Here is a 26,557-nt window from a genome sequence, read left to right as displayed (position 1 = left end):
GACTCGCTGCGATCTCTCGTAGCGGGAGGCGAATCATACAGCGTTACAACCTGCTGTCAACTGCCTTTTTCACCGCTGCCGATCAGATGATCGAAGCACTTCCGACACTACCTGAAACATTCAACCTATTGATTAACAAGAAGTTTTTCGTTTCGACTACGTCGGAAGTGGGGCGCATTATAAGGGGATCTGAGAGGGCGTCAACCGTTAATTTCATTAAAGTGAAATATCGGGGGAAAACACCGCGTCAGGGCTGCCAGCTGCCCATCACAGCCCTAGCACCTATATAAGCAGCCAAAAAACAAAGCGGGGCGGCCTGTCGGCCGCCCCGCTTTCATCCCTGCGCCTTACAGGCTCGGGAACGCAAACTGCGAAGCCTCATGGCTGGCCCGCTGTGGCCAGCGCTGGGTGATCGCCTTGCGACGGGTATAGAAGCGCACACCGTCCGGACCATAGGCATGCAGGTCGCCGAACAGCGAACGCTTCCAGCCACCAAAGCTGTGGTACGCCACCGGCACCGGCAGCGGTACGTTGACACCCACCATGCCCACTTCGATCTCGTCGCAGAACAGCCGCGCCGCTTCACCGTCACGGGTGAAGATGCAGGTTCCGTTACCGTACTCGTGCTCGTTGATCAGCTGCATGGCCTGTTCCAGGCTGTTCACCCGCACCACGCACAGCACCGGACCGAAGATCTCTTCCTTATAAATACGCATCTCGGGGGTGACCTTGTCGAACAGGGTACCGCCAACGAAATAGCCATCCTCGTTACCGGCCACACGGTAGCCGCGACCATCGACCACCAGCTTGGCACCAGCGGCGACGCCGTCATCGATGTAGCCCACCACCTTGTCACGCGCGGCGGCGGTCACCAGCGGGCCCATGTCCAGGCCACAGGCAGTGCCGGCACCGATCTTCAGCGCCTTGATCTGCGGCTCCAGCTTGGCGATCAGCGCATCAGCCACCTGGTCGCCGACACACACCGCCACCGAAATGGCCATGCAGCGTTCGCCGCAGGAACCGTAGGCCGCGCCCATCAGCGCGCTGACGGCGTTGTCCAGGTCGGCGTCAGGCATCAGCACCGCATGGTTCTTCGCGCCGCCCAGGGCCTGGACGCGCTTGCCGCGCTTGGTGCCCTCGGCATAAATGTACTCAGCGATCGGGGTCGAACCAACGAAGCTCAGGGCCTTGACCTCCGGCGCCTCGATCAGCGCATCGACCGCTTCCTTGTCGCCATGCACGACGTTGAGGATGCCCTTCGGCAGGCCGGCTTCCAGCAGCAGCTGGGCGATGTACAGGGTCGAGCTCGGATCGCGCTCGGACGGCTTGAGGATGAAGGCGTTGCCGCAGGCGATGGCCAGCGGGTACATCCACAGCGGCACCATGGCCGGGAAGTTGAACGGGGTGATGCCGGCCACGATACCCAGCGGCTGGAAGTCGGACCAGGCATCGATGTTCGGGCCGACGTTGCGGCTGTACTCACCCTTGAGCAGCTCAGGGGCGGCGCAGGCGAACTCGACGTTCTCGATGCCACGCTTGAGCTCACCCGCCGCGTCTTCCAGGGTCTTGCCGTGCTCCTCGCTGATCATCTGCGAGATCTTCGCCTCGTTCTGCTCCAGCAGCTGCTTGAAGCGGAACATCACCTGGGCACGCTTGGCCGGCGGGGTGTTGCGCCAGGCCGGGAAGGCGGCCTTGGCCGAATCGATGGCCTGCTGGATGGTGGCGCGGCTGGCCAGTTCGACCTTGCGCACGGCCTGGCCGGTGGACGGGTTGAAGACATCGGCGGTGCGCTCGCCCTTGGTGACCAGCTCGCCGTGGATCAGGTGCTGAACAATGCTCATGCAGAACTCCAGATAAAGAAGGTAGAGACAGGCGCGTGGTACTCACGCGCCCGACGTCAAAATCAGAAAAGTCAGTCGACCTTGTTCAAGGCTTCGCCCACCGCGTCGAACAGGCGATCCAGTTCCTGCGGCTGGGTGTTGAAGGTTGGCCCGAACTGCAGGGTGTCGCCACCGAAGCGCACATAGAAGCCGGCTTGCCAGAGCTTCATGGCCGCCTCGTACGGACGGACGATGGCATCACCGTCGCGCGCGGCGATCTGGATGGCGCCGGCCAGGCCGTAGTTGCGGATGTCGACGACGTTCTTCGTCCCCTTGATGCCGTGCAGCAGCTTCTCGAAGTGTGGCGCCAGCTCGGCGGCGGACTGCACTAGGCTTTCCTTCTGCAGCAGGTCCAGCGCGGCGATACCGGCGGCGCAGGCGACCGGGTGTGCCGAGTAGGTGTAGCCGTGGGGGAATTCCACGGCGTACTCGGGGGTCGGCTGGTTCATGAAAGTCTGATAGATCTCGCTGGTGGCGATCACCGCCCCCATCGGGATGGCGCCGTTGGTGACCTGCTTGGCGATGCACATCAGGTCCGGAGTGACGCCGAAGGCTTCGGCGCCGGTCATCGCGCCCATGCGGCCGAAACCGGTGATCACTTCGTCGAAGATCAGCAGGATGTTGTGCTGGCTGCAGATCTCGCGCAGGCGCTTGAGGTAGCCCTTCGGCGGCGGCAGCACACCGGCGGAACCGGCCAGCGGCTCGACGATCACTGCGGCGATGTTAGAGGCGTCATGCAGCTCGATCAGTTTGAGCATCTCGTCGGCCAGGGCGATGCCGCCCTCTTCCGGCATGCCCTTGCTGAACACGTTGGCCGGCAGCACGGTGTGAGGCAGGTGATCGACGTCCAGCAATTGACCAAACAGCTTGCGGTTGCCGTTGACCCCGCCCAGACTGGTGCCGGCAATGTTCACGCCGTGGTAACCACGGGCACGGCCGATGATCTTGGTCTTGGTGGCCTGGCCCTTCAGGCGCCAGTAGGCACGGACCATTTTCAACGCGGTGTCGGCGCACTCGGAGCCGGAGTTGGTGAAGAACACATGGTTCAGGTCGCCCGGCACCAGGTCGACGATCTTCTTGGCCAGCTGGAACGACAGCGGGTGGCCGAACTGGAAGGCCGGCGAATAATCGAGGGTGGCGACCTGACGGGCCACCGCCTCGCTGATCTCCTTGCGGGTATGCCCGGCACCGCAGGTCCACAGGCCCGAGAGGGCGTCGAACACCTTGCGGCCCTTGTCGTCGACCAGGTAGTTGCCTTCGGCCGCCACGATCAGGCGCGGGTCGCGCTGGAAGTTGCGGTTGGCGGTGTACGGCATCCAGTGGGCGTCCAGCTTGAGCTGGCTGGCCAGACCGACCTGGACGGTTTCGGGCATGTTCATCGGGCGATTCCTCGGAAGACGATTAGGCAACGATGGGTGTTGTTGCAGCTAAATTGTCACGGCGATAAAGTTCGAAAAACCCAGCATTTCTAATCTTCAGTCAGCGGATAACTAAACTAATGAGCCGACGTCCCGATCCCCTCGCCCAAGTCAGCGATTTCGACATCCGCCTGCTGAAAATCTACCGCAGCGTCGTCGAATGCGGCGGTTTCTCGGCGGCGGAGAACGTGCTGGGGATCGGCCGCTCGGCGATCAGCCAGCAGATGAACGACCTCGAGCAACGCCTGGGTCTGCGTCTGTGCCAACGGGGGCGCGCCGGGTTTTCGCTCACCGAGGAAGGCCGCGAGGTCTACCACTCGGCGTTGCAGTTGCTCAGCGCCCTGGAGACCTTTCGCACCGAGGTGAACGGCCTGCACCAGCACCTGCGCGGCGAACTGAACATCGGCCTCACCGACAACCTGGTGACTTTGCCGCACATGCGCATCACCCATGCCCTGGCCGAACTGAAGGACCGCGGCCCGGACGTGCGCATCCAGATCCGCATGATCGCGCCAAGCCAGGTCGAGCAGGGTGTGCTCGATGGCAGCCTGCATGTCGGCGTGGTGCCTCAGACCAGCCCACTGTCGGGGCTTGAGTACCAGCCGCTGTACAGCGAGCGCTCACTGCTCTACTGCGCGGTCGGCCATCCGCTGTTCTATGCCGATGACCAGCAGATCGACGACGACCGCCTCAATGACCAGGATGCGATCGCCCCAACTTTCCGCCTGCCGGCCGACATCCAGGCCCATTACCAGGCCTTGCGCTGCACCGCCAGTGCCTCGGACCGCGAAGGCATGGCCTTCCTCATCCTCACCGGACGTTACATCGGCTACCTGCCCGACCATTACGCGATGCTCTGGGTGCAGCAGGGGCGCCTGCGTGCGCTCAAACCCGCCCAGCGCTTCTATGACCTGAGCCTGAGCTGGGTGACGCGCAAGGGCCGTCGGCCGAACCTGGTGCTGGAAAGCTTCCTCGAGAGCCTGGCTGCGACACGTTGATACGTATCTCTACCGCTAATGCTTGTCACTTCGGCACAGGCAGGTAATCTGTCGGACATCTGTAACGACCCGCCCGGAATCGTCCATGACCCTAGAAGTCCCTGCGCATCGCTCCCCCGCCTCGGGCAAGCCCGCCGGCCGCATCCGCCAGAAGAACGAGCAGGCCATCATCCAGGCCGCCGAAGACGAATTCGCCCGCCACGGCTACAAGGGCACGAGCATGAACACCATCGCGCTCAAGGCAGGGCTGCCCAAGGCCAACCTGCACTACTACTTCACCAACAAGCTGGGCCTGTACATCGCGGTGCTGAGCAACATCATCGAGCTGTGGGACAGCACCTTCAATGCCCTGAGCGTGGAAGACGACCCGGCCGTGGCGCTCAGCCACTACATCCGCACCAAGATGGAGTTTTCCCGACGCAACCCGCAGGCCTCGCGAATATTCGCCATGGAAGTGATCAGCGGCGGCGAATGCCTGAGCGAGTACTTCAGCGCCGACTACCGCGAATGGTTCCGCGGCCGTGCCGCGGTGTTCCAAGCCTGGATGGACGCCGGCAAGATGGACCGGGTCGACCCTGTGCACCTGATCTTCCTGCTCTGGGGCAGCACCCAGCACTACGCCGACTTCGCCACCCAGATCTGCCAGGTGACCGGCCGCAGCCGGCTGACCAAGCAGGACATGGAAGACGCCAGCAACAACCTTATCCACATCATTCTCAAAGGCTGCGGCATCAGCACGCCCGCCTGACCCGGACTTATGCCTTCTACCCTACTCGAGCTCTGCGAGTTCCGCGAGGACATCCGCAAGAGCCGCTTCATCACCCTCGCCGGCCCGATCAGTAGCCCGGCCGAGGCCATGGCCTTCATCGAACGCCACAGCGACCTGGCGGCCACCCACAATTGCTGGGCCTGGAAGCTCGGCGGCCAATACCGCAGCAGCGACGACGGCGAGCCCGGCGGCACGGCCGGGCGCCCGATCCTTGCCGCCATCGAGGCCCAGGACTGTGACCAGGTGGTGGTTCTGGTGATCCGCTGGTACGGCGGCATCCAACTGGGCACCGGCGGCCTGGCCCGGGCCTACGGCGGCGGCGCCAACAAATGCCTGCAGCAGGCGCCCAAGCGCTTGCTGGTACAGCGCAGCGAGTTCGCCTGCAGCTGCACCTTCAGCGAACTGGCACTGGTCAAGTTGCGCCTGGGCGAAGTCGACGGCCTGGTGCTGGACGAGCAGTTCACCGCCAACGGCGTCGACCTGCGCATCGCCCTGGGTGACAGCCACCTCGAGGTGCTGCAGCAGCAGCTCGCCGACCTGAGCCGCGGGCGCATCCTGCTGGAACGAGCCTGAGCGTTGCCCACAACTGCTGTGGGCCTGCCTGTGGATAAGCTTGGGGCACTCCGCTGCAGGCCTTGTTCCGCAAGGCCTGCAGCGTATTGAGCATATTTTGATCACATTTGTGTGACATTAACCCAAGTCACTGAAAGCGTGTGAGTTATCCCCAGTCAGCAGCGACTGCGTTCCCTGAAACGGGCATTTTCAGGCTGTCGCGCTTGCACACAATTACTGTGGAGCAGCCTGTGGATAACCCGTGAACCACCCTGTCAGACCCCGTCTCCACAGGCCTTTCAGGCCTTCGATCATTTTTTGACCAGCCGCGACAGGGCAGCCGACCTCTTCCTGGTTTATGCTCGTCACCCAGGCCCTCCCAGTGGAGGGCAACCGCCACGTTGCCGCGCGACAAGCGAACCTGTGCACAGCACCGCTCGCCGCGCCCTTGATATGGAGTATCGCTATGAACGCCAACAAGACCGCCCTCATCATCGGCGCCTCCCGAGGCCTCGGCCTGGGCTTGGTACAACGCCTGCGCGAAGATGGGTGGAACGTCGTCGCCACCGTGCGCGACCCGCAACAGCCGGGTGCGCTGGGCGAAGTCCCCGGGGTGCGCATCGAGCGCCTGGAGATGAACGACACGGCCCAGCTCGACGGGCTCAAGCAGCGCCTGCAAGACGAAGTATTCGACCTGCTGTTCGTCAACGCCGGGGTAATGGGCCCGCTGCCGCAGGACCTGGAAAGCGTGCAGGTACAGCAGGTCGGCGAGCTGTTCATGACCAACGCCGTGGCGCCGATCCGTGTGGCCCGTCGCCTGGCCGGCCAGGTGCGCGAAGGCAGCGGCGTGCTGGCGTTCATGAGCTCGATCCTGGGCAGTGTGACCATCCCCGACGGTGGCGAAGTCTGCCTGTACAAGGCCAGCAAGGCCGCGCTCAACTCGATGATCAACAGCTTCGTGGTCGAGCTGCAGCGCCCCGACCTGGCCGTGCTGGCCATGCACCCGGGCTGGGTGAAGACCGACATGGGCGGCGAGAACGCCGAGATCGACGTGCTGACCAGCACCCGGGGCATGCTCGAGCAAGTCAAGGCCCAGAGCGGCAATGGCGGCCTGCGCTTCATCAACTACAAGGGTGAAGCGCTCATCTGGTAAACCCGGGCGTTGCGGCCTGGGTGGGCGCATTGCCCGGCCAGGCCCTGTAGAATGGCGGCCAACCGTACCTGATCGAGATTGCACACATGTATGAATGGCTGAACGCCTTGCCCAAGGCGGAACTGCACATGCACCTGGAGGGCTCGCTGGAGCCTGAACTGCTGTTCGCCCTGGCCGAACGCAACAAGATCGCGCTGCCCTGGGCGGACGTCGAGACCCTGCGCAGCGCCTATGCCTTCAACAACCTGCAGGAATTCCTCGACCTCTACTACCAGGGCGCGGATGTCCTGCGCACCGAGCAGGACTTCTACGACCTGACCTGGGCCTACCTGCAGCGCTGCAAAGCGCAGAACGTCATCCACACCGAGCCGTTCTTCGACCCGCAGACCCACACCGACCGGGGCATCCCGTTCGAGGTGGTGCTCAATGGCATCAACCGGGCCTTGAAGGATGGTCGCGAGCAGCTGGGCATCAGCAGCGGCCTGATTCTCAGCTTTCTGCGCCACCTGAGTGAAGACGAGGCACAGAAGACCCTGGACCAGGCCCTGCCCTTCCGCGATGCCTTCGTCGCCGTGGGCCTGGACAGCTCGGAAAAAGGCCATCCGCCGAGCAAGTTCCAGCGCGTCTTCGATCGCGCCCGCAGCGAAGGCTTCCTGACCGTGGCCCATGCCGGCGAGGAAGGCCCGCCCGAGTACATCTGGGAAGCCCTCGACTTGCTGAAGATCCAGCGGATCGATCACGGCGTGCGCGCCATCGAGGACGAGCGCCTGATGCAGCGCATCATCGACGAGCAGATCCCGCTGACCGTCTGCCCGCTGTCCAACACCAAGCTGTGCGTGTTCGAACACATGGGCCAGCACAACATCCTCGACATGCTCGAGCGTGGGGTGAAAGTTACGGTCAACTCCGATGATCCAGCCTACTTCGGTGGCTACGTCACCGAGAACTTCCACGCCCTGCATCAGCACCTGGGCATGACCCAGGACCAGGCACGCCGCCTGGCGCAGAACAGCCTGGATGCGCGACTGGTCCGCTAGCCGACCTGCCGGGCCGGGAGGCAGGCGATCGCGTTGATCTGCTGCTGGCCGAGCGGTGTGAGTTGCACCGCCCGGCTGCCCTCCTGCTCACGCACCCAACCCGACTGGGTGAACAAGCGGAGCAAGGCCTTGCCCAGGCAACCGCCCAGGTGCGGGCCCTGATCGTTCCATTTACTGCAGTGGCATATCACGCAGCCGCGCCGGTCACCGGCGGCCATCGCGTCAATGAATACCCCCAGAGCCTCCAGGTGCTCCTTGCCCTCCTGGCTCACCGACAGGTACTGCTCGCTGCCCTCCAGCCAACCGGCCACCTGCAGGCGGTGGAGCAGCGCGGCGGCCACTTCGCCGCCCAGGTGATCACCACACAGGCGTGCCTTGCGCATCGACAGGGGAATCTGCAGTGTCGTGCCCTGCTCCCCAGGTGAGCGCGTCGCCAGTTGCACGCTGGCCAAGGCTTCCACCGCAGTGCCGACCTCCGGCGTGGCCAGGCGAAAGAAGCGCTTGCGCCCACGCGCCTCGTGCCTGAGCAGCCCGGCACTGCACAACAGCGACAGGTGCGCACAGGCCGACGACGTGCTCAGCCCGGTGAGCACGGCAAGCTCGTCCGCCGCACGCGGGGTACCATCGATCAACGCCCACAACATGGCGCTGCGCTTGGGATCGGCCATCAGGTTGGCGACCTGACTGATGCTGCGGACTGCGTTCATGAACCTGAAGCTCCCTGATGATTCCCGCCTGCTGGCGAACGCCGCAGATGCCCTGCCTCCGGTGTGGGCAAGCGCGGGATGGTTCGTGTGCCGGATGGTGGTCGCCAGCCCAGGGAAACGCTCACCCTTCGCTGGCCGCCAGGGGGCAGTATAAGCCGCTGGAGGGCACTCGCCGTGAGGGAGGCATGCCCCAGATGGGTCGGTATACGCCTTCCCAAAATCGTTCTTAAAGATGCGTCTGTCAGAGTGGCTGACGACTGACTCTGCCCATCCCCCGTACTACCGTGGCTCTAGCGGGAACGCAGCTGACAGCAACGAACCAGGGGGTCGATATGTCCGACGGGAAGAGGGAAAATTTCCGCCCTGCAAAACAGAACGTCTCCCAGCGTCAGACCGTCATGACCGTCAGTCTGGGTACTGATCGCGGTCATGGCGCGAGCCGGGGGCAGCGCTACACTAGATCCGCTCCCGCTCACTTGAGGTGGATCGCGATGAAGATTGTCGTCAGTGCGTCGAACCGGAACCCCACCTGCCCCTGGCAGGTCCAGCTCGACCAGCATGTGGTGAGTTTCCGCAGCGAGGCCGAGGCGCGATCGTTCGTCGCCCTGCTGGAGGCGCGTCTCAACGCGCCCCACCCGCTCACGCGGGCCGGCTGGCCTGCAGGCGCCGGGTCAGCATTGCGACACTGACCACCAGCGCGCCGCACAAGCTGATCACCAGCGCCATGGGCACCGCGCTGCCGTCGTGCAGCACTCCGACCAGCGCCGCCGCGCCTGCGGCGACGCTGAACTGCAGGCAGCCCATCAGGGCCGAGGCACTGCCAGCCCGCGTTCCTTGCCCGCTCATGGCGCAGGCCGAAGCGTTGGGGATGATGCAACCGAGGCTGGCGATACACACGAACAGCGGCACCAATAATGGCCAGAGCTGTGCCGGGCGCAACGCCGCCACCACCAGCAGCGCCAGCGCCGCCACCAGGTACAACCACACCGCTCGCGCCAGCAGGAATGCCGGACCGCGCTTGGCCAGCAGCCGCGCATTGACCTGGGCCATCAGGATGAAGCCGGCGGCGTTGGTGCCGAACAGCCAGCCGTAGTGCTCGGGCGGCACGCCGTAGAGCTTGATGAACACGAACGGCGAACCGGCGATGTAGGCGAACATCCCAGCGATGGCGATGCCGCCGGTCAGCGCATGTCCGACGAACACCCGGTCGCCGAACAGGCTCAGGTACTGGCGCAGCGCGCCCGACAGCGGCTGGCGCGGTACATGGGCCGGCAGGCTCTCCGGCAGGCCCAGGCCGACGGCGAGCAGGCATGCCGCACTGAACAGGCCCAAGGCCAGGAAGATCGACTGCCAGCCTGCCACGTTGACCAGCACGCCACCGAGCATCGGCGCGAGGATCGGCGCCAGGCCCATCACCAGCATCAGTTGCGAAAACACCTTGGCCGAGGCCACCGCGTCACACTTGTCGCTGACGATCGCCCGCGACAGCACCATGCCGGCGCAGCCACCCAGGGCCTGGACGAAACGCGCCAGGATCAGGCTGTCGAGATTTGGGGCATAGACGCAGGCCAGTGACGCCACGGTAAACAGGCCAACCCCGAACAGCAGCGGCAGACGCCGGCCGAAACGGTCGGCCACCGGCCCGTAAGCGAGCTGGCCCAGGGACAAGCCGAGGAAATAGGCGGCCAGGGTGGTCTGCACATGCTTTTCGTCGGTGCCGAAGGCATGCGCCATGGCCGGGAAGGCCGGCAGATAAAAGTCGATCGCCAGAGGCCCGAACGCACTGAGGGCGCCGAGAATCAGCAAGGTTCGAAGGTTCATGGAAAATCCATAGCAGGCTAAGCAAGTCCGCTAGTCTACCTGAAAACCTTTGTATTGATTTTGTAGGTGCACCACGGAAACCGTGCACCGTCAGTCAGATCGCGCGCCGCCTGCGCGGCGCGCGATCTCACCGGCGCCGCAAGACTATCGCCATGCACACCGCGATAACTCAGGCGACCTCGGCCTGATACCCCTCTTCACGAATCGCCGCCAGGATCTGATCCGCCGCCAGGGCACTTTCCACCCGCACCTGGCGCGCCGCCAGGTCCACTTCCACGCGTGCCGCCGCATCCTGCTCCTGCACCGCCCGGGTCACGCCCTTCACACAATGGCCACAGGTCATGCCTTGTACATTGAACACTTGCATCGAGGTTGCCTCCTTGTGGGTTTTGCCCAGTCTCAGCCTTGCCATCGGGGCAAGGTCAAGTTCCGCAGAAAACGGCCGGGCTGGAAATCCGCGCGCGCCTCGGCCAAGCTGCGCCTTTGACGATTTTGGCAAGCAGGAGATTTTTCATGATCAGGGCAGCATTGGGCCTCGTCGGATTGCTGGGCGCGCTGGCCGTCGTGCCACCGGCCAGCGCCGAGGGCAATTCGGACTACAGCGTGCTGATCATTTCCCGGGAACGCCTGGAGGTGGCCACCAGCTGCGAGATCGGCATCTACCTCAACGACCAGCTGTCCGGCCGCCTGTTCCAGGAGCAGTCAACCTCATTCAACCTACCGCCGGGCCCCGTCGATGTGCGCCTGCGCCTGTTGCCCGGGCAGGTGCCCGGCTGCGCGCCCGGCGTCGAGGACCAGCGCAGCACGCGCCTGACCTTGCAGGCGGGCCAGATCAACAAATACCGGATCGCCATGGGGCACAATGGCCTGGTGCTCAAGAGAGCCGGCCTGGGCTATTGACCTTGCCCGCATGGCAAGGTTGATGCTGGAGGCCTGTCCACGGAGGAGAGAGCCATGCCCGCATCCACCACCTTCGACCTGCCGATCGGTGGCATGACCTGCGCCAGCTGCGCAGGTCGGGTCGAACGCGCCCTGCGCAAGGTCACCGGTACCGAACACGTCAGCGTCAACCTCGCCACCGAGCAGGCCCGGGTCCAGGCCCCGGCCGACAGCCTGCCGGCGCTGGTCGACGCGGTGCGCGACGCCGGCTACAGCGTCCCCACCCGTACCCTCGAACTGCAGATCGGCGGCATGACCTGTGCCAGTTGCGCCGGCCGGGTCGAGCGCGCCCTCGGCAAACTGCCGGGGGTCGAGCAGGTCAGCGTCAACCTGGCCAACGAACGCGCCCACCTTGAAGTACTTGAGGGCGTCGACGACGGCGCGCTGATCGCCGCGGTCGAGAAGGCCGGCTACAGCGCCACCCTGCCGCTGGCCAGCCACGATGACCAGGCACAGGCCCGACGCCGCCTGCTCAACGAACGCCTGGCGGTCGCCGCGGCCCTGCTGCTGGCCCTGCCGCTGGTGCTGCCGATGCTGGTGCAACCGTTCGGCCTGCACTGGATGCTGCCGGCCTGGGCGCAGTTCCTGCTGGCCACCCCGGTGCAGTTCATCCTTGGCGCACGCTTCTACGTCGCCGCCTGGAAGGCCGTGCGCGCAGGTGCCGGCAACATGGACCTGCTGGTCGCCCTGGGCACCAGCGCCGGCTACGGCCTGAGCCTGTACCAATGGGCCAACGCCCACGCCGGCATGACGCCGCACCTGTACTTCGAAGCCTCGGCGGTGGTGATCGCCCTGGTGCTGCTGGGCAAGTACCTGGAAAGCCGCGCCAAGCGCCAGACCGCCAGCGCCATCCGGGCACTGGAGGCCCTGCGCCCGGAACGCGCCGTGCGGGTGGTCGAGGGGCGCGAGGAAGACGTCGCCATCAGCCAGCTGCGCCTCGACGATGTGGTGCTGGTCAAGCCCGGCGAGCGCTTCCCGGTCGATGGCCAGGTGCTCGAAGGCAGCAGCCACGCCGACGAAGCCCTGATCAGCGGTGAAAGCCTGCCGGTGCCCAAGCAGCCCGGCGACGCGGTGACCGGTGGCGCCATCAACGGCGAAGGCCGCCTGCTGGTGAAGACCCTGGCGCTGGGCACCGAGACCGTGCTCGCCCGCATCATCCGCCTGGTCGAGGACGCCCAGGCGGCCAAGGCGCCGATCCAGAAGCTGGTCGACCGGGTCAGCCAGGTATTCGTCCCCGCCGTGCTGGTGCTGGCCCTGGTGACCTTGGTCGGCTGGTGGCTGGCCGGCGCACCGCTGGAAACCGCGCTGATCAACGCCGTCGCCGTGCTGGTGATCGCCTGCCCCTGCGCCTTGGGCCTGGCCACGCCCGCGGCGATCATGGCCGGCACCGGTGTCGCCGCCCGCCACGGCATCCTGATCAAGGACGCCGAAGCGCTGGAGCGCGCCCATGCGGTCAACCGCGTGGTATTCGACAAGACCGGCACCCTTACCTCCGGCAGTCCGCGCATCGTCCACCAGCAGGCCAGCAGCGGTGACGATAACCAACTGCTGCGCCTGGCCGGCGCCCTGCAGCGTGGCAGCGAGCACCCCTTGGCCAAGGCGGTGCTCGATGCCTGCGCCGAACGCAATCTTGACGTACCGCAAGTGGCCGACAGCCAGTCCCTCACCGGCCGTGGCATCGCCGGCCAGGTGGAGGGCCGCGAGTTGGCCCTGGGAAACCGCCGCCTGCTCGACGAGAGCCGGCTGGTACCGGGCGAGCTGGCCGCCAGCGCCCAAGCCTGGGAGGCCGAGGGCCGCACCCTGTCCTGGCTGATCGAACTCGGCAGCCACCCCCGCGTGCTGGGCCTGTTCGCCTTCGGCGACAGTCTCAAACCCGGCGCCGGCCAGGCCATCGCCGCGTTGCATGCGCGCCACATCAGCAGCCACCTGCTGACCGGCGACAACCGCGGCAGCGCCAAGGTGGTGGCCGAGGCGCTCGGCATCGACGACGTGCACGCCGAAGTGCTGCCGGCGGACAAGGCCGCCACGGTGGCCGCGCTCAAGCAACAGGGCGTGGTGGCGATGGTCGGCGACGGCATCAACGACGCCCCGGCGCTGGCGGCCGCCGACATCGGCATCGCCATGGGCGGCGGCACCGACGTGGCCATGCAGGCGGCCGGCATCACCCTGATGCGCGGCGATCCGCGCCTGGTACCCGCGGCACTGGAAATCAGCCGCAAGACCTACGCGAAGATCCGCCAGAACCTGTTCTGGGCATTCATCTACAACCTGATCGGCATCCCCCTGGCCGCGCTGGGCTACCTCAATCCGGTGCTGGCCGGCGCCGCCATGGCGTTGTCCAGCGTCAGCGTGGTGAGCAATGCCCTGTGGCTGAAGACCTGGAAACCCACCGCCATCGACCAGGAGGCCCCATGAACATCGGCCAGGCCGCCCGCCGCAGCGGGCTGAGCGCCAAGATGATCCGCTACTACGAGTCCATCGGCCTGCTGCGCCCCGCCACGCGAAGCGAAAGCGGCTACCGGCTGTACCAGCAGGAGGACCTGCACAGCCTGGCGTTCATCAAGCGATCACGTGATCTGGGCTTTTCCCTGGAAGAAGTCGCCAAGCTGCTGACCCTGTGGCAGGACCGCCAGCGCGCCAGCGCCGACGTGAAGGCCCTGGCCATGCAGCATATCGAGGCGCTGAACAAGCGCATCGAGGAGTTGGTGAGCCTGCGCGACACCCTCGGCGAGCTGGTGGCCCACTGCCAGGGCGACGACCGGCCGGACTGTCCGATCCTCAAGGACCTGGCCAATGGCAGCGGGTGCTGTCACTGACCGAAACAGCAGCCGCTACTACAGGCGCAGTTCCCCTGGCGTGGCGCCGAACAGCTGGCGAAAGGCGGCGATGTAGGCCGAAGTCGAGTCATACCCGCAGCCCAGCGCGGCCTGGGTGACGCTCTCTCCGGCCTCCAGCAGCGCCAGCGACGACAGCAGGCGCATGCGCTGGCGCCAGTTGCGAAAGCTCAGCCCCGTCTCGCGCTGGAACAGGCGCATCAGGGTCTTTTCCGATACCCCGAGTTGCACCGCCCACTGCTGCAGGGTCTGGGGCCGGTCGGGGGCGGCGATCAAGCCGTTGCACAACGCCAGCAAGCCCGGGTGGCGCGGCAGCGGCAGCGAGAACCCCACCTGCGGCAGGGTGCGCAGCTGGTCCAGCAACACGGCCACCAACCGCGCCTCGGCACTGTCGCCTTCCGGGTAGTTCACCGCGAAGGTGCAGAACTGCTTGATCAGCTCCCGCGCCAGCGGCGTGACCTCCAGCACCCGGCATTCGCCCGGTGCCCAAGGACAGGCATCGCGGCGCACATACAGGCTACGCATCTCGGCCTGCATCGAGGTCAGCACTTCATGCTCGGTGCCGGCCGGGATCCACACGCCCCACTGCGGCGGGGCGAAGTAGCTGCCGTCACTGGTGTACACGCCAAGCACGCCGCTGATGGCATAGGAAAATTGCACCCAGTCATGCTGGTGACGGGTGGTCCAGGACCCGGCGCCCAGGCTCTCGGCGCGGGCGTAGAGCGGCCTGGGCAATTGGTCCAGGGCGGGGATGGGACGTGGTCCGGTGATCGACATGCTAAGGCCTGGTGTCTCGGGTCGGACAAGGGTACCAGCCATCGCCGCCTAGCGTTCGATGATCGCCGTTACCCCCTGCCCACCCGCCGCGCAGATCGAGATCAGGCCACGCCCCTTGCCACGCTCGCCCAGCAGCTTGGCCATGTTCGCCAGTATCCGCCCTCCCGTCGCCGCGAACGGATGCCCGGCGGCCAGCGAGCTGCCCTTCACATTCAGCTTGGCGCGATCGATCGACCCCAACGGCCCTTCGAGCCCCAGGCGCGTGCGGCAGTAGTCGGCATCCTCCCAAGCCTTAAGGGTACAGAGCACCTGGGCGGCGAAGGCTTCGTGGATCTCGTAGAAGTCGAAATCCTGCAAGGTCAGGCCATTGCGCGCCAGCAGCCGCGGCACCGCGTACACCGGTGCCATCAGCAGGCCTTCCTGGCCATGGACGAAATCGACTGCGGCCGTCTCACCGTCCACCAGGTAGGCCTGTACCTTCAGGCCCTGCGTCTCGGCCCAGGCCTCGCTGCCGAGCAACACCAGCGAGGCGCCATCGGTCAGCGGCGTGGAATTGCCCGGCGTGAGCGTGCCCAGGCCGCTGCGCTCGAACACCGGCTTGAGCTTGGCCAGTTGCTCCAGGGTCAGGTCGGCGCGCAGGTTGTTGTCCCGGGTCAGGCCAAGGTAGGGCGTGAGCAGGTCGTCGTGCCAGCCCTCGCGGTAGGACGCCGCCAGGTGCTGATGGCTGAGCAGGGCCAGTTCATCCTGCTCCTCGCGGCCGATCTGCCAGGTCTGCGCCATACGTTCGCAGTGCTCGCCCATCGACAGCCCGGTGCGCGGCTCGCCATTACGCGGCAACTCGGGCTTGAGCAGGCCCGGGCGCAGTTTCAGGAAGGGCTTGAGACGTTCGCCGAGGGTCTTGCCGCGGTTGGCCTGCAGCAGGATCTGCCGCAGCCCTTCGCTCACGGCGATGGGCGCGTCCGAGGTGGTGTCGACGCCCCCGGCGATGCCGCTGTCGATCTGCCCCAGGGCGATCTTGTTGGCCACCAGCAACGCCGCTTCCAGGCCGGTGCCACAGGCCTGCTGGATGTCGTAGGCCGGCGTCTGCGGCGACAGCCTCGAGCCCAGCACGCACTCGCGGGTCAGGTTCATGTCACGCGAATGCTTGAGCACCGCGCCGGCCGCCACTTCGCCCAGACGCAGGCCGTGCAGGCGGTAACGTTCCACCAGGCCCTCGAGGGCCGCCGTGAGCATCGCCTGGTTGCTGGCCTTGGCGTAGGCGCCGTTGGAGCGGGCGAAGGGAATCCGGTTGCCCCCCAGGATCGCGACCCGGCGAATTGACTGCATGCCTGTATTCCTCCTGAAACAATTTGATCCTTAAGCCTAGGTTCTTTTCGCGCATTCGAACGACCCTGCCACAAACTTGGTCCACACTTGCATGCTTGCCTTCAGGGAGAACCGTACATGAGCGACCGCTATCTGGGCTTTGCCAACTCCACCCTCGGACGAAAACTGGTCGATGCCCTCGGCCTGCCCCGCCCGGTGCCGCTGGAACGCTGGCAGGCCGGGCGCCTGCGCCCCATCGAGGGCGCACTGGTGCTGGGCGGCGGGCCGCTGGCAGCCCAGGTGGCGGCGATCGCTCCACGCCTGACCGCCGACTGCTACGGCTTCGCCAGCGACGCGCTCGAGGTCCCGGCCTGGGTCGCGGGCCTGGGGCCGAAGCTCAAGGCGGTGGTGTTCGATGCCAGTCACCTGTCCGACAGCGATGACCTCAAGCAGTTGCGCGAATTTTTCCAACCCCTGCTGCGCAGCCTGGCCTCCAGCGCCCACGTGGTGATCCTGGGGCGTGCGCCAGAAGGCGTCGCCGATGCGCAGGCCAGCGTTGCCCAGCGGGCCCTGGAAGGCTTCAGCCGCTCGCTGGCCAAGGAACTGCGCAATGGCGCCACGGCCAACCTGCTGTATGTCGCCGAAGGCGCCGAAAGCCAGCTCGAGGGCGCGCTGCGCTTCTTCCTTTCGCCCAAGAGCGCGTTCGTTTCCGGCCAAGTCCTGCGCCTGACGCCCTGCGCCGCCCAGGTGCAAGACTGGACCCGGCCGCTGGCCGGCCGCCACGCCCTGGTCACTGGCGCCGCCCGGGGCATCGGCGCGGCGATTGCCGAAACCCTGGCCCGAGACGGCGCCGAGGTGACGCTGCTCGACGTGCCCCAGGCCCAGCGCGACCTCGACGCCCTCGCCGCGCGCCTGGGCGGTCGTGCCCTGGCGCTGGACATCTGCGCCGCCGATGCCGCCGCGCAACTGCTCGAAGCCCTGCCCCAGGGCCTGGATATCGTCGTGCACAACGCCGGCATCACCCGCGACAAGACCCTCGCCAACATGACCCCGGAGTACTGGGACGCAGTGCTGGCGGTCAACCTCAAGGCGCCCCAGGTGCTGACCGAGGCGCTGTTCGCAGGCGGCAAGCTGCACGCGGATGCGCGCATCACCCTGCTCGCCTCGGTCAGCGGCATCGCCGGCAACCGCGGCCAGTCCAACTACGCGGCCAGCAAGGCCGGGCTGATCGGCTTCGCCCAGGCCTGGGCGCCACGCCTGGCCGAACAGGGCGCCAGCATCAACGCGGTGGCGCCAGGCTTTATCGAAACGCACATGACCGCGGCCATGCCCATGGGCCTGCGCGAGGCCGGCCGACGCCTGAGTTCGCTGGGACAGGGCGGCTTGCCGCAGGACGTCGCCGAAGCCATCGCCTGGCTCAGCCAGCCGGGCTCGGGCGCGGTCAATGGCCAGGCCCTGCGGGTCTGCGGCCAGGCCTTGATGGGAGCCTGACCATGACCCGATCCTGGCACGACCTGCACAGCCCCGAATCACGACCGAGCCTGTACCTGCGCGCCCTCGGCAAACGCAAGATCCGTGGCAGCCAGCTGCCGGAGCAGGGCCTGCGCTGCTTCCTGCGGGTCGACCCCGCCAACCTGGCGGCCTACCGCCGGCTCTGCCACTTCGCCGACGATGGCCGCCTGCCGGGCACCTACCCGCACGTCATGGCTTTCAGCCTGCAACTGCAACTGCTCACCGCCGAGGACTTTCCCTTCCCGTTGCTGGGGCTGGTGCACCTGCACAACAGCCTGCAGGTGCTGCGCCCCCTGGGCGGCATCGACGGGCTGCGCTTCGCGGTGTATGCCGACAACCTGCAGCCCCATGAAAAAGGCGGCACCTTCGACCTGGTGACCGAGGCCGAGGATGGCCTCGGCCTGCTCTGGCGCGAAACCAGCCGCATGCTGGTGCGCGGCCTCAAGCTCGACGCACCGGCCGCGGAACTCGCCGACACAACGTCCGCCACGTTGCCCGAAGCCACCCGCTGGTATGCCGACGGCGATATCGGCCGGCGCTACGCCAGGGTCTGCGGCGACTACAACCCGATCCACCTGAGCAGCCTCACGGCACGCCTGTTCGGCTTCCCCAGGGCCATCGCCCACGGCATGTGGAGCAAGGCCATGGCGCTGGCGGCCTTGCAGGGGCACCTGCCCAAGGCCGGATATGCCTTCGCGGTGGACTTCCACAAACCGGTGCGCCTGCCTTCGGAGGTGATATTGAGCGCCAGCCAGGCGGGGCCGAGCGGCGAGCTGCGCCTGGATGGCCACGGCGGCCTGCTGCATATGCTCGGCAGTTGGCGCACGCTCTGATCGGGCTTGCTTTGCAAGGCACCTCGCCGGAAGCTATGCGCCACGAGGAGACCCCGATGAACCTGCAAGAACTGACCGAACGCCTGCACCGCATCCGCGACACCAACGACTGGCGGGTGTTTCACAGCCCGAAGAACCTGGCCATGGCCGCCAGCGTCGAAATGGCCGAGTTGGTGGAGATCTTCCAGTGGCTGACCGAGGACGAGTCCCGCCGGCTGCCCGCCGACAAGCTCGCCCACGCCGGCCAGGAAGTCGGCGATATCGTCCTCTACCTGTTGCTGCTGTGCAGTGAGCTGGGACTGGACATGAACGAGGTGGTGCGGGCCAAGCTCGCCGACAGCGAGAGGCGCTTCGGCAAATGAACGACCGTCATTTCGATGAGCTGGCCAGCCGCTTCGCCGAGAAGATCTACGGCGGCGCCAAGGGCGCCATCCGCCTGGCGGTGCTCCAGGCCGACCTGGCCGAGGCCCTGCCCGACCGCCCCCTGCGGGTGCTCGATATCGGCGCGGGCCTCGGCCACATGGCCCTGTGGCTGGCCCAGCGCGGCCACCAGGTGACCCTTGCAGAACCCGCCGCGCCGATGCTCGACGGCGCCCGTGCGCGCTTCGCCGAGGCCGGCCAGCAGGCGACCTTCATCCAGGCGCCGTGGCAGGACCTGCTCGGCCAACTCACCGAACCCTACGACTTGGTGCTGTGCCACGCCGTGCTCGAATGGCTGGCCGAGCCCGAGAGCATCCTGCCGGTGCTGCACCAGCTGACCGCGCCGGGTGGCTGGCTGTCGCTGGCCTTCTACAACCGCGACGCGCTGGTCTACCGCAACCTGCTCAAGGGCCATTTCCGCAAGTTGCGGCACAATCGGCTGGCCGGCGAAAAGCAGAGCCTCACACCACAGAAACCACTTGATCCACGCCAGCTCAAGGCGCAACTTGAAGCTCTGTGGCAGGTCGAAAGCGAGAGCGGCGTACGGGTGTTCCACGACTACATGCCCAAAGAGTTCCAGGACAAGGCCGAGCTGCTCGACCTGCTGGAGATGGAACTGGCGCACCGCCGTCACCCCAGCTTCGCCGGCCTGGGCCGCTACCTGCACTGGATGTGCCGCCCCCACTGACCCGCTCGCCAGGAGGATCCATGCCGTATCGTCTGCTCTGCCTGGCCCTGCTCCCCTTCGCCCTGGCCGCCTGCCAGGGCAGCAACCCCTATGTCGCCAGCGGCAAGCCGCTGCCGCCGGCGCCGCCACAGGCCGCCAGTACCTTCGATGCCAGCGCCTACCCCGCGCCGACACGCGACTACGGCCGTTACCGCAGTTGGAGCTGGCGCAACAACCAGCCACCCGGGGGCCTGGCCAACGCGACGCCGGGCCAACTGGCCGACGCGGTGAGCGGTGCCCTCGACCAGCACGGCCTGCGCCCGGCACGCAATGCGCCCGCCGACCTGCTGGTGAGCGCCGACGTGCGTCTGGAGCGGCGCCTGCGCCAGGTGCGCGACTACGACTACGATCCCTACTACGGCCCCTACCCTTACGGCGGCGTCGGCTACGGCGGCTATCGCAACGGCTATGGCGGCTACGCAAGCGTGCCGATCGTGCGCACCTACGAAGTCGAGGTGATGGTGGTGCGCATCGACCTGTTCGATGCCCGCAACGGCCAGCCGGTGTGGAGCGCCAGCGCCGAAAGCGGCAGCGACAAGGACTCGCCGCGTGAGCGCGAAAGCGCCCTGCGCGAGTCAGTGAGCAAGGCGATGAGCGGCTATCCTCCCAGCTAACGTTCAACGGAGAACCACCATGTTGCGCCGTCTCGTTCTACTGTCCTTAGCCCTGCTGCTGGCCGCCTGTTCGAGCAACAACGTGCAGCACGATTTCGATGCCAGCCGCGACTTCGCCGCCTATCGCAGCTGGGCCTGGCAGGAACCGGGCCTGCAATATCGCCCGGACGATCCGCGGATCAAGAGCGACCTGACCGAGCAACGCATTCGCCAGGCGGTCTCCAACCAGCTCGACCAGCGCGGCCTGCGCCCGGTCCAGGGCAATGCCCGGGCGGATGTGAAGGTGCGCGCCTACCTGATCGTCGAGGACCGCCAGCAGCAGGTCACCACCAACTACGGCGGTGCCTGGGGTGGTTATTGGGGCGGTTACTGGGGCGGGCCGATGTACAACGAGACGCGCAGCGTCGACTACAAGGTGGCGACCATTCAGGTCGACCTGTTCGATGGCCGCGACGGCAAGCTGGTATGGCGCGGCAGCGCCGAGCAGATCATGAACAACTACCCGCCCAGCCCGCAGGAGCGCAATGCGGCGATCCAGAAGACCGTGACCCAGGTGCTGAGCAACTATCCGCCGCACTGAAGCCTGCGCGCCGCTCCCACAGAGATCGCGTGCAGCAGACAAGGCAACTTGCCATCACCTTGACTACACTCCTTGCACCGCCGCCGCGCTGCCGGGCCACAGGCCGGCAAAGGAGTGCCCGTGGTTCCCCGTTCCGCTGTGCGCCAACGCGGCGCGATCGGCCTGATGGCCGCGCTGACCATGGGCCTGGCCCTGGTGTTCATGCTCCTGACCGTTGACAGCGGCCGCCTCTACCTCGAACAACGCAAGCTGCAGCGCATCGCCGACATGGCCGCCCTGGAAGCCGCCGAGCACGGCGGCGTCTGCAGCGGCAGCGGCCCGCAGGCCTCCACCCTGGCCCGCACCGCGGCCACCCGCAACGGCCACTCGCCTCTCAACCCCCTGATTGCCAACTGCGGCTACCTGCGCACCGGCCTCGACAACCTGCGCACGTTCACCGCCGACAACGTGCGTCACGAGGCGATCAGGGTCGAGGTCAGCAACGTGGTGGTCACCAGCGTCGCTGGCGGGGTGTACGCGCTGGTCCAGGGTGGCGCCATCGCCCGCACCACCACCCTGCGTGCCAGCGCGGTGGCAGCCACCCCCGGGACGCCCCAGGCGCGGCTGAGCATCCGCACTACCCTGGCCACCGTCAACTCGACCCAGGGCTCGGTGCTCAACGCCCTGCTCAAGGCCCTGGGCGGCTCGGCGCAGCTCGATGTGCTGGGCTGGCAGGGCATCGCCAACACCCAGCTAAACCTGCTGAAGTACCTCGACCAACTGGCGGTGGACCTGCACCTGGATATCGGCGACTACCAGCAATTGCTCAACGCCGACACCAGCGCCACCGTCCTGCTGCAGGCCGCGGTCAAGGTGTTGCAGCAAAGCGGCGCCGCCGTCGATGTGATCACCAACCTGGGCAAGCTGGCGGCGGACCTGCCGGTGGGCGGCCTGCAACTGGGCGAGCTGCTCGACCTGCAGAACGGCACGGCCCAGGCTGGCCTGGACGCCAGCATCCAGCTGCTGCAACTGGTGCAAGGGGTGATCCAACTGGCGGCCAGCGAGAACGCCGTCAACGCCGACCTGCCGATCAATGTGCTCGGGCTGGTCAATGGCCGCGTGCAACTGCGGGTGATCGAGCCCCCGCAGATCTCGGCGGTGGGTGACCCGCGCACGGACGAGTTGCGCGTTCATACCGCCCAGATCCGCGCCCTGGTCTCCCTCGATTTGCCCCTGCTAAGCGGCATCGCCGGGCTGCTCAATGCGGTGCTGGACCTCGCGGCACCCTTGACCAACGTGCTCAACAACCTGCTCAGCCTGAACCTGCTGGGCACCGTGCAATCGTTGACCTGCGCCCTGGGCATTCCGTGCAAGGTCAGCGACATCAAGCTGCTGGACGGCCAGGTGCATATCGATATCGGCATCGAAGTCGCCGAAGGCAGCAGCCGCCTGCGCCCGGCACCGCCCGACAACTACACCTGTAGCCCGAAGAGCCTGACCACCCTCACCCAGCGCTCGGCGGCGAAAATCGCCATCGGCAGGTTCGATTCAACGGCGGACTTCCTCAGCAACGGCACCACCGTGGTAAAGGCCTTGCCAGTCATCGATATCGGCACCAATGTCTGCAGCCGCCTGCTGATCCTGCCGCCGTCCTGCGGCACGCGGTTGCCCTACGCCGGCGGTGGCATCGGCCTGCGGGTGGACAGCAAGCTGCTGGGCAGTGGCCCAGTGGAAAAGACCCTGCTGTTCAGCGGTGCCCATGCCCCGACCGAAATCGGCCAGGAACCGGCCTACCAACCCATGGACAGCGACCAGGCGCAGGTGGTGGCGAGTCTGTCCGACACCCTGGCGGGCATCCACCTGGAAGCCTACAGGCCCACCGGCAATGGCGGCCTCGGCCAGGTGCTGGTGCTCACCGCCGGGCTGCTGGACGGGGTGAAGAACATCCTCGAGCCGGTCATCAAGAACCTGCTCAGCCCCCTGCTTGATCCCCTGGTCAACGGCTTGCTAAAGGTGCTGGGTATCGACCTGCTCGACGCCCAGGTCGGCACCAACCTCAGCTGCGCCAGCGGCCACGCTCAACTGGTGCTGTGAAGGGGCAGTTCGACCCGCAAGCACGCGCCCTCGACGCCGTTGTCCACGCTCAGGCGGCCGCCCATCTGGCTGACGATGCCATGGCTGACCGACAAGCCCAGCCCGGTGCCGACCCCGGCCGACTTGGTGGTGAAGAAGGGTTCGAAGATCCGCTCGTGCAGCTGCGGATCGATCCCGCCGGCGTTGTCCTCCACCAGCAACCACAGGCACCCGCCATGCAGCGTCTGGCGTACCCGGATCCACGGCTGCGCCACCTGCTTTTCCAGCAAGGCGTCACGGGCATTGACCATCAGGTTGATCAGCACCTGTTCCAGCTGATCCTGATGCCCGAGCACCTGGGCCAAGGCCTCGGGCGGTTCCAGGCGCAGTGTCACGCCCTTGCCGCGCAGGCCTTCCTCTAGCAACGCCTGGGCGCCTTGCACCGCGGCCCAGGCGGCGAAGCGCTCGCGCTCGACCGCCGAGCGCCGGCCATACACCCGCATATGGTCGACCAGCCGGGCGGCGCGCTCGACCTGGGCCTCGATACGGCGCAGCTTGTCTTCCAGATAAACAGGATCGGCAGCGCCGTTCTCCAGACGCTTGAGGGTGTTGACCACCGCCATGCGCATGACGTTGAGCGGCTGGTTGATCTCGTGCAACAAACCGGTGGCCAGCTCGCCCAGGGTCGCCATCTTCGCGCCCTGCAGCAGTTGCTGCTGGCTGCGCCGCACTTCGGTGTTGTCGCGGCCCACGGCCTGGACCTCCAGCAGGTTGCCCTCGGCATCGAACAACCCACGGTCGGCCCAGACCCACCAGGCATGCTCGCGGCCGGGCAGTTGCAGGCAGATCTCCGCGCTGCTCACCGGCTGCTCCGGCGTCAGCGCCCGCAGGCGCAGGAGGAAGGCCTCGCGCTGGCCGGCGGACAACCATTGCCCGAGGTCCGCGCCCTGCAACTGCCCGGGCGTGCAGCCCAGGTAGTCGGCCAAGGGCCGATTGCCGAACAGCACGGTCAGGTCCGGGCGATAACGGCAGATCATCGCCGGCGAGTCTTCCACCAGCACGCGGTAGCGCTCCTCGCTCTGGCGCATGCGCTCGGCAGCTTCCGTGGCCTCGCTGACGTCCAGCCACAGGCCGACCACCTCCAGCGGCTGGCCGAGGTCGTCACGCAGCAGGCGGGCTTCGTCAAGCATCCAGTGATAGCCGCCAAGGTGATCGCGCAGGCGATAGCGGCAGCGTACCTGGCCATCGCGCAACAGACCGCGGGTGCGCTCCAGCCACAGCGGACGGTCGTCCGGATGCACCGCCAGGCCCGGCTGGCGCGCCTGCTCGCTATCGGCCGCCCAGCCGAGCAACGGCGCCAGGCTGGCGCTGTAGAAGTCGCTGTGCAGCGCGCCTTCGGCATAGCGCTGCACGTAGATCACCGCGGGCGAGCGGGCGATGAGGTTCTCCAGCCGCGCACGGGCCGCGCCGGCCTGCTGCTCCTGGGCCTTGAGGGCGCTGATATCGAGCAGGAAGCCGCGCAGTTGGCCGGCCTGGCCCTGGCCGGCCCAATGGAACCAGCGCGGCGGCGCCTGGGGATCGTGACCCGGCAGGCGCACGCTGAGGCTCAGCGCCTGCCCGTCACGGGCCTGGTCCAGGGCCAGTTGCGCCGGCTCGCGGTCCGCCGGGTGCAGGCGGGCGAGCCATTGGCCAAGGCTGACCCGATTCGCCAGCCCGAGGGTCGCGGCCAGGGCCGGGTCCAGCTGCAGCTCGCCGTGCGCCGGCCACTCCCACCATCCCGCGCCCAGTTGGCGCTGCAGGTCATCGAGGTGATGGGCCTGGTGCTGCAGTTGCTGGCGGCGATGGCGCACCAGCAGCGGCTCGGTCAAGGTCCGTACGAGCGCCAGGGCCATGTCGACCGCAGGCGCCTGCCGCGCCCCGGCGCACAGCACCCAGGCCTCGGCCTCCAGGCCCTGACGATAGGGCACCAGGAACAACGACGCAGCACCGCACAGGGCAAGCAGCTCGGGGTCGTCATCGACCTCGACCAGGGTATGGGCCGGCCAGCGGTCCAGGCGCTCACGCAGCCTGCGATCGTCGGGCCAGGGCCAGGTCTCGTCGCTGCTGGCGTAGTGGCGCCAGCCTCCTGGTTCGCGCAGCATCAGCCGCAACGCGGCCGCCTGCCAGTGCTCGGCCAGGCTGTGCAACTGTTCGCGGGCCGTCTGTAGCAGGCGCTCGCTGCCACATTCGCGCAGGGCGTGTCCGATCTCGCCGAGCAAGGGGCGCTGGCGGTCCCAGCGCTGCTCGCGCAGCAGGTCACCGATGTCGAAAAGCTGCAGCATCCAGCCCTGTTCGTGGCGCTGCAGCCAGCCACGGGTGTGCAGCGCATGGCCCATGACGGTGTGAAAATCCAGGTCCAGGGGCTGGCCCTGCCAGTCGGCGGGCTGCCCTTCGAGCACCAGCCAGCTGTGACGCTCCAGATAATCGTGCACCCGCGCGCCCGCCTGAGCGGGAAGTGCCAGCAGGCTGCGCAGCGGACCGGCCAGACGCAACACCCGCGCCTGGTCGTCGAGCCACAGCTGCAGACCGATGGCCGGCGTCACCTCGGACGTCTGGGCCGGGACCGGCGCGGCGAACCAGCGATCGAACAGGCCACCACTCACAGTTGCAGGCTCGCCTGGGCCTGCAGCCGCGCGGGCAGCTTCGGTACGTCACCGACCACCGGCAGCACCAGGGTCGGCAGCACCCGCGTCAGGCGCGAGCGCGGGTAGTCGATCACCACCGTGAGCACCTTGTCCACACCGACGGTGACCCGGGTGTCAGTGAGCACGTTGAATCCCAGCGCGCTGGGCATCCACGCCAACTGCTGGCCGATCACCTGGCGGGCCAGCCCCTGCACGTCCAGCTCGTAGGTCTGGCTGGCGGGGTCCACGGCCACGCAGCGACGCACCGCCTCGCTGCTGGCCTGGTTGAACGACTGCAGCATCAGCATCGGCAAGGCGTAGCTGACCAGCCCGTAGAACACCGCGAAAAACACCATGAATACCGCGACAAACTCGATGGCTGCCGCGCCTTTTTGCTGTCCCGCCGGGCTTGCTTTCATGATCGCGTCTACCCTGACTGTGAGACCTGTCTGAAAGCATAGAACCGTTCAACGAATAGGGATGGCAATTTGCCAATGCAAAGCATTGTTCTCCTGATGTGGCTTGCCTTGTGCACCGAACAAGATGTCCGTGAACGGCAAATCTCCAACGCCCTGACCCTCGGGGTCGCGGCGTGCGCCCTGGCCTGGCTGTTCGCCACCGGACGCAGCTGGATCGGCGCCGACGCAAGCGAAGCCGGCTGGGCCCTGGCCATCGTCATGCTGCTCACCCTGCCCGGCTACATGCTCGGCCGCTTCGGCGCCGGCGACGTCAAGCTGATGGGCGCCCTGGCCCTGGCCACCAGCCCGCAATACGTGCTCGGCACCTTCATCGGCGCCGGGGTCACCGTGCTCGCCTGGATGTTCGGCCGGCGGCGTCTGTGGACCCTGCTCAATCCCAAGGTGAAAAAGCGCCTGCAGGCGCTGGCCGAACAGGTCGGCGACAAGCAGCCCTTTGCCCCGTATGTGCTGGCCGGCTTCCTGTTGACGGCCGTCTGGATCCAATAAC

The 26,557-nt window shown here is 66.8% G+C and carries 27 protein-coding genes; 18 read left to right on the top strand and 9 right to left on the bottom strand.

Translation table 11 applies throughout. The features are described 5' to 3' along the window. Positions 1 to 290: hypothetical protein (locus AC25ND_RS24470; RefSeq protein ID WP_486976626.1), on the top strand; the 290-nt coding region annotated here is incomplete at its 5' end. Positions 291 to 347: 57 nt separating this feature from the next. Here the strand turns inward: AC25ND_RS24470 and AC25ND_RS24465 are convergent. Both AC25ND_RS24465 and aptA read right to left on the bottom strand, forming a co-directional pair. Then, on the bottom strand, positions 348 to 1,841 hold the full coding sequence (locus AC25ND_RS24465; RefSeq protein ID WP_028691392.1) for a CoA-acylating methylmalonate-semialdehyde dehydrogenase: 1,494 nt from the start codon (positions 1,839 to 1,841) through the stop codon (positions 348 to 350). A 71-nt stretch (positions 1,842 to 1,912) separates the two neighbouring features. Then, positions 1,913 to 3,259, bottom strand: a complete 1,347-nt coding sequence (aptA, locus tag AC25ND_RS24460) for an omega-aminotransferase AptA (protein ID WP_486976625.1) — start codon at positions 3,257 to 3,259, stop codon at positions 1,913 to 1,915. A 119-nt stretch (positions 3,260 to 3,378) separates the two neighbouring features. Between aptA and AC25ND_RS24455 the strand changes: the two genes are divergently transcribed. The 5 genes from AC25ND_RS24455 (at position 3,379) to AC25ND_RS24435 (ending at position 7,807) form a co-directional block, all read left to right on the top strand. After that, a complete protein-coding gene (locus AC25ND_RS24455; RefSeq protein ID WP_028691390.1) occupies positions 3,379 to 4,296 on the top strand; it encodes a LysR family transcriptional regulator in 918 nt (305 codons plus the stop codon). Positions 4,297 to 4,381: 85 nt separating this feature from the next. Further along, positions 4,382 to 5,044, top strand: coding sequence for a TetR/AcrR family transcriptional regulator (locus tag AC25ND_RS24450; protein ID WP_028691389.1), 663 nt, complete (start codon positions 4,382 to 4,384; stop codon positions 5,042 to 5,044). 9 nt (positions 5,045 to 5,053) lie between these two features. Further along, positions 5,054 to 5,638: an IMPACT family protein gene (locus AC25ND_RS24445; protein ID WP_028691388.1), complete on the top strand. Its 585-nt coding sequence runs from the start codon at positions 5,054 to 5,056 to the stop codon at positions 5,636 to 5,638. Positions 5,639 to 6,083: 445 nt separating this feature from the next. Next, the gene (locus AC25ND_RS24440) at positions 6,084 to 6,770 is read left to right on the top strand and encodes an SDR family oxidoreductase (RefSeq protein ID WP_182324518.1); all 687 of its coding nucleotides are present in this window, start codon (positions 6,084 to 6,086) and stop codon (positions 6,768 to 6,770) included. A gap of 86 nt (positions 6,771 to 6,856) precedes the next feature. Beyond that, positions 6,857 to 7,807, top strand: a complete 951-nt coding sequence (locus AC25ND_RS24435; RefSeq protein WP_236180396.1) for an adenosine deaminase — start codon at positions 6,857 to 6,859, stop codon at positions 7,805 to 7,807. Here AC25ND_RS24435 and AC25ND_RS24430 read toward each other — a convergent pair. Next, positions 7,804 to 8,514 carry an ArsR/SmtB family transcription factor gene (locus AC25ND_RS24430; RefSeq protein WP_062362044.1) on the bottom strand — a complete coding sequence of 237 codons (711 nt, stop codon included), beginning with the start codon at positions 8,512 to 8,514 and terminating at the stop codon, positions 7,804 to 7,806. The two genes, AC25ND_RS24435 and AC25ND_RS24430, sit on opposite strands and share 4 nt — an antisense overlap. A 491-nt stretch (positions 8,515 to 9,005) precedes the next feature. Between AC25ND_RS24430 and AC25ND_RS24425 the strand changes: the two genes are divergently transcribed. Then, complete coding sequence (locus AC25ND_RS24425; RefSeq protein ID WP_081791590.1) at positions 9,006 to 9,203, top strand: hypothetical protein; 198 nt, start codon at positions 9,006 to 9,008, stop codon at positions 9,201 to 9,203. Here AC25ND_RS24425 and AC25ND_RS24420 read toward each other — a convergent pair. Both AC25ND_RS24420 and AC25ND_RS24415 read right to left on the bottom strand, forming a co-directional pair. Then, positions 9,154 to 10,335, bottom strand: coding sequence for a multidrug effflux MFS transporter (locus tag AC25ND_RS24420; protein WP_486976624.1), 1,182 nt, complete (start codon positions 10,333 to 10,335; stop codon positions 9,154 to 9,156). The two genes, AC25ND_RS24425 and AC25ND_RS24420, sit on opposite strands and share 50 nt — an antisense overlap. A gap of 169 nt (positions 10,336 to 10,504) precedes the next feature. Further along, a complete protein-coding gene (locus AC25ND_RS24415; RefSeq protein WP_028691383.1) occupies positions 10,505 to 10,702 on the bottom strand; it encodes a heavy-metal-associated domain-containing protein in 198 nt (65 codons plus the stop codon). Between the two features lie 146 nt (positions 10,703 to 10,848). Here AC25ND_RS24415 and AC25ND_RS24410 point away from each other — a divergent pair, with 146 nt between their 5' ends. From AC25ND_RS24410 to cueR, 3 genes are read left to right on the top strand one after another with little or no spacing between them, the layout of a single operon-like run. Then, entirely contained in the window at positions 10,849 to 11,235 is a 387-nt protein-coding gene (locus tag AC25ND_RS24410; RefSeq protein ID WP_028691382.1) for a hypothetical protein, read from the top strand. A 54-nt stretch (positions 11,236 to 11,289) separates the two neighbouring features. Next, entirely contained in the window at positions 11,290 to 13,689 is a 2,400-nt protein-coding gene (locus tag AC25ND_RS24405) for a heavy metal translocating P-type ATPase (protein WP_486976623.1), read from the top strand. Next, complete coding sequence (cueR, locus tag AC25ND_RS24400; protein WP_028691380.1) at positions 13,686 to 14,090, top strand: Cu(I)-responsive transcriptional regulator; 405 nt, start codon at positions 13,686 to 13,688, stop codon at positions 14,088 to 14,090. Before AC25ND_RS24405 ends, cueR begins: the two co-directional genes overlap by 4 nt. An 18-nt stretch (positions 14,091 to 14,108) precedes the next feature. Here the strand turns inward: cueR and AC25ND_RS24395 are convergent, their stop codons facing one another. Together AC25ND_RS24395 and AC25ND_RS24390 are read right to left on the bottom strand one after the other, a co-directional pair. Further along, entirely contained in the window at positions 14,109 to 14,885 is a 777-nt protein-coding gene (locus AC25ND_RS24395; protein ID WP_028691379.1) for an AraC family transcriptional regulator, read from the bottom strand. Positions 14,886 to 14,933: 48 nt separating this feature from the next. Continuing rightward, positions 14,934 to 16,211: an acetyl-CoA C-acetyltransferase gene (locus AC25ND_RS24390; protein WP_232853742.1), complete on the bottom strand. Its 1,278-nt coding sequence runs from the start codon at positions 16,209 to 16,211 to the stop codon at positions 14,934 to 14,936. A gap of 117 nt (positions 16,212 to 16,328) precedes the next feature. Between AC25ND_RS24390 and AC25ND_RS24385 the strand changes: the two genes are divergently transcribed. From AC25ND_RS24385 to AC25ND_RS24355, 7 genes are all read left to right on the top strand, one after another. Further along, a complete protein-coding gene (locus AC25ND_RS24385) occupies positions 16,329 to 17,681 on the top strand; it encodes a 3-oxoacyl-ACP reductase (RefSeq protein WP_028691377.1) in 1,353 nt (450 codons plus the stop codon). Positions 17,682 to 17,683: 2 nt separating this feature from the next. Next, complete coding sequence (locus tag AC25ND_RS24380; RefSeq protein WP_088851502.1) at positions 17,684 to 18,535, top strand: MaoC family dehydratase; 852 nt, start codon at positions 17,684 to 17,686, stop codon at positions 18,533 to 18,535. Positions 18,536 to 18,591: 56 nt separating this feature from the next. Next, positions 18,592 to 18,897, top strand: coding sequence for a MazG-like family protein (locus AC25ND_RS24375; RefSeq protein ID WP_028691375.1), 306 nt, complete (start codon positions 18,592 to 18,594; stop codon positions 18,895 to 18,897). Continuing rightward, positions 18,894 to 19,643 (top strand): methyltransferase domain-containing protein, encoded by a 750-nt coding sequence (locus AC25ND_RS24370; protein WP_062362070.1) that lies wholly within the window; start codon positions 18,894 to 18,896, stop codon positions 19,641 to 19,643. The genes AC25ND_RS24375 and AC25ND_RS24370 overlap by 4 nt, the downstream gene beginning before the upstream one ends. 20 nt (positions 19,644 to 19,663) lie before the next feature. Beyond that, positions 19,664 to 20,296, top strand: coding sequence for a DUF4136 domain-containing protein (locus tag AC25ND_RS24365; RefSeq protein WP_069017042.1), 633 nt, complete (start codon positions 19,664 to 19,666; stop codon positions 20,294 to 20,296). A gap of 19 nt (positions 20,297 to 20,315) precedes the next feature. Further along, on the top strand, positions 20,316 to 20,876 hold the full coding sequence (locus AC25ND_RS24360) for a DUF4136 domain-containing protein (RefSeq protein WP_186597267.1): 561 nt from the start codon (positions 20,316 to 20,318) through the stop codon (positions 20,874 to 20,876). Between the two features lie 120 nt (positions 20,877 to 20,996). Next, positions 20,997 to 22,949, top strand: coding sequence for a pilus assembly protein TadG-related protein (locus AC25ND_RS24355; RefSeq protein ID WP_486976622.1), 1,953 nt, complete (start codon positions 20,997 to 20,999; stop codon positions 22,947 to 22,949). Here the strand turns inward: AC25ND_RS24355 and AC25ND_RS24350 are convergent. Then, the gene (locus AC25ND_RS24350; RefSeq protein ID WP_338148746.1) at positions 22,934 to 25,570 is read right to left on the bottom strand and encodes a PAS domain-containing sensor histidine kinase; all 2,637 of its coding nucleotides are present in this window, start codon (positions 25,568 to 25,570) and stop codon (positions 22,934 to 22,936) included. The genes AC25ND_RS24355 and AC25ND_RS24350 overlap by 16 nt on opposite strands. Continuing rightward, positions 25,567 to 26,010, bottom strand: a complete 444-nt coding sequence (locus AC25ND_RS24345; protein WP_028691369.1) for a TadE family protein — start codon at positions 26,008 to 26,010, stop codon at positions 25,567 to 25,569. Before AC25ND_RS24345 ends, AC25ND_RS24350 begins: the two co-directional genes overlap by 4 nt. Positions 26,011 to 26,085: 75 nt before the next feature. Here AC25ND_RS24345 and AC25ND_RS24340 point away from each other — a divergent pair, with 75 nt between their 5' ends. Next, on the top strand, positions 26,086 to 26,556 hold the full coding sequence (locus tag AC25ND_RS24340; RefSeq protein ID WP_028691368.1) for an A24 family peptidase: 471 nt from the start codon (positions 26,086 to 26,088) through the stop codon (positions 26,554 to 26,556). Position 26,557 lies beyond the last annotated feature (1 nt).

Source organism: Pseudomonas sp. P110(2024), from assembly GCF_057480795.1.
This window is presented reverse-complemented; position numbering and strand designations above follow the sequence as displayed.

Coding starts and splice junctions, on each gene's coding strand:
- AC25ND_RS24375 (WP_028691375.1), top strand. CDS start 18,592: ATGAACCTGCAAGAACTGACCGAACGCCTGCACCGCATCCGCGACACC.
- AC25ND_RS24340 (WP_028691368.1), top strand. CDS start 26,086: ATGCAAAGCATTGTTCTCCTGATGTGGCTTGCCTTGTGCACCGAACAA.
- AC25ND_RS24390 (WP_232853742.1), bottom strand. CDS start 16,211: ATGCAGTCAATTCGCCGGGTCGCGATCCTGGGGGGCAACCGGATTCCC.
- AC25ND_RS24360 (WP_186597267.1), top strand. CDS start 20,316: ATGTTGCGCCGTCTCGTTCTACTGTCCTTAGCCCTGCTGCTGGCCGCC.
- AC25ND_RS24455 (WP_028691390.1), top strand. CDS start 3,379: ATGAGCCGACGTCCCGATCCCCTCGCCCAAGTCAGCGATTTCGACATC.
- AC25ND_RS24435 (WP_236180396.1), top strand. CDS start 6,857: ATGTATGAATGGCTGAACGCCTTGCCCAAGGCGGAACTGCACATGCAC.
- AC25ND_RS24410 (WP_028691382.1), top strand. CDS start 10,849: ATGATCAGGGCAGCATTGGGCCTCGTCGGATTGCTGGGCGCGCTGGCC.
- AC25ND_RS24420 (WP_486976624.1), bottom strand. CDS start 10,335: ATGAACCTTCGAACCTTGCTGATTCTCGGCGCCCTCAGTGCGTTCGGG.
- aptA (WP_486976625.1), bottom strand. CDS start 3,259: ATGAACATGCCCGAAACCGTCCAGGTCGGTCTGGCCAGCCAGCTCAAG.
- AC25ND_RS24380 (WP_088851502.1), top strand. CDS start 17,684: ATGACCCGATCCTGGCACGACCTGCACAGCCCCGAATCACGACCGAGC.
- AC25ND_RS24370 (WP_062362070.1), top strand. CDS start 18,894: ATGAACGACCGTCATTTCGATGAGCTGGCCAGCCGCTTCGCCGAGAAG.
- AC25ND_RS24440 (WP_182324518.1), top strand. CDS start 6,084: ATGAACGCCAACAAGACCGCCCTCATCATCGGCGCCTCCCGAGGCCTC.
- AC25ND_RS24465 (WP_028691392.1), bottom strand. CDS start 1,841: ATGAGCATTGTTCAGCACCTGATCCACGGCGAGCTGGTCACCAAGGGC.
- AC25ND_RS24395 (WP_028691379.1), bottom strand. CDS start 14,885: ATGTCGATCACCGGACCACGTCCCATCCCCGCCCTGGACCAATTGCCC.
- cueR (WP_028691380.1), top strand. CDS start 13,686: ATGAACATCGGCCAGGCCGCCCGCCGCAGCGGGCTGAGCGCCAAGATG.
- AC25ND_RS24405 (WP_486976623.1), top strand. CDS start 11,290: ATGCCCGCATCCACCACCTTCGACCTGCCGATCGGTGGCATGACCTGC.
- AC25ND_RS24385 (WP_028691377.1), top strand. CDS start 16,329: ATGAGCGACCGCTATCTGGGCTTTGCCAACTCCACCCTCGGACGAAAA.
- AC25ND_RS24425 (WP_081791590.1), top strand. CDS start 9,006: ATGAAGATTGTCGTCAGTGCGTCGAACCGGAACCCCACCTGCCCCTGG.
- AC25ND_RS24450 (WP_028691389.1), top strand. CDS start 4,382: ATGACCCTAGAAGTCCCTGCGCATCGCTCCCCCGCCTCGGGCAAGCCC.
- AC25ND_RS24415 (WP_028691383.1), bottom strand. CDS start 10,702: ATGCAAGTGTTCAATGTACAAGGCATGACCTGTGGCCATTGTGTGAAG.
- AC25ND_RS24445 (WP_028691388.1), top strand. CDS start 5,054: ATGCCTTCTACCCTACTCGAGCTCTGCGAGTTCCGCGAGGACATCCGC.
- AC25ND_RS24365 (WP_069017042.1), top strand. CDS start 19,664: ATGCCGTATCGTCTGCTCTGCCTGGCCCTGCTCCCCTTCGCCCTGGCC.
- AC25ND_RS24345 (WP_028691369.1), bottom strand. CDS start 26,010: ATGAAAGCAAGCCCGGCGGGACAGCAAAAAGGCGCGGCAGCCATCGAG.
- AC25ND_RS24430 (WP_062362044.1), bottom strand. CDS start 8,514: ATGAACGCAGTCCGCAGCATCAGTCAGGTCGCCAACCTGATGGCCGAT.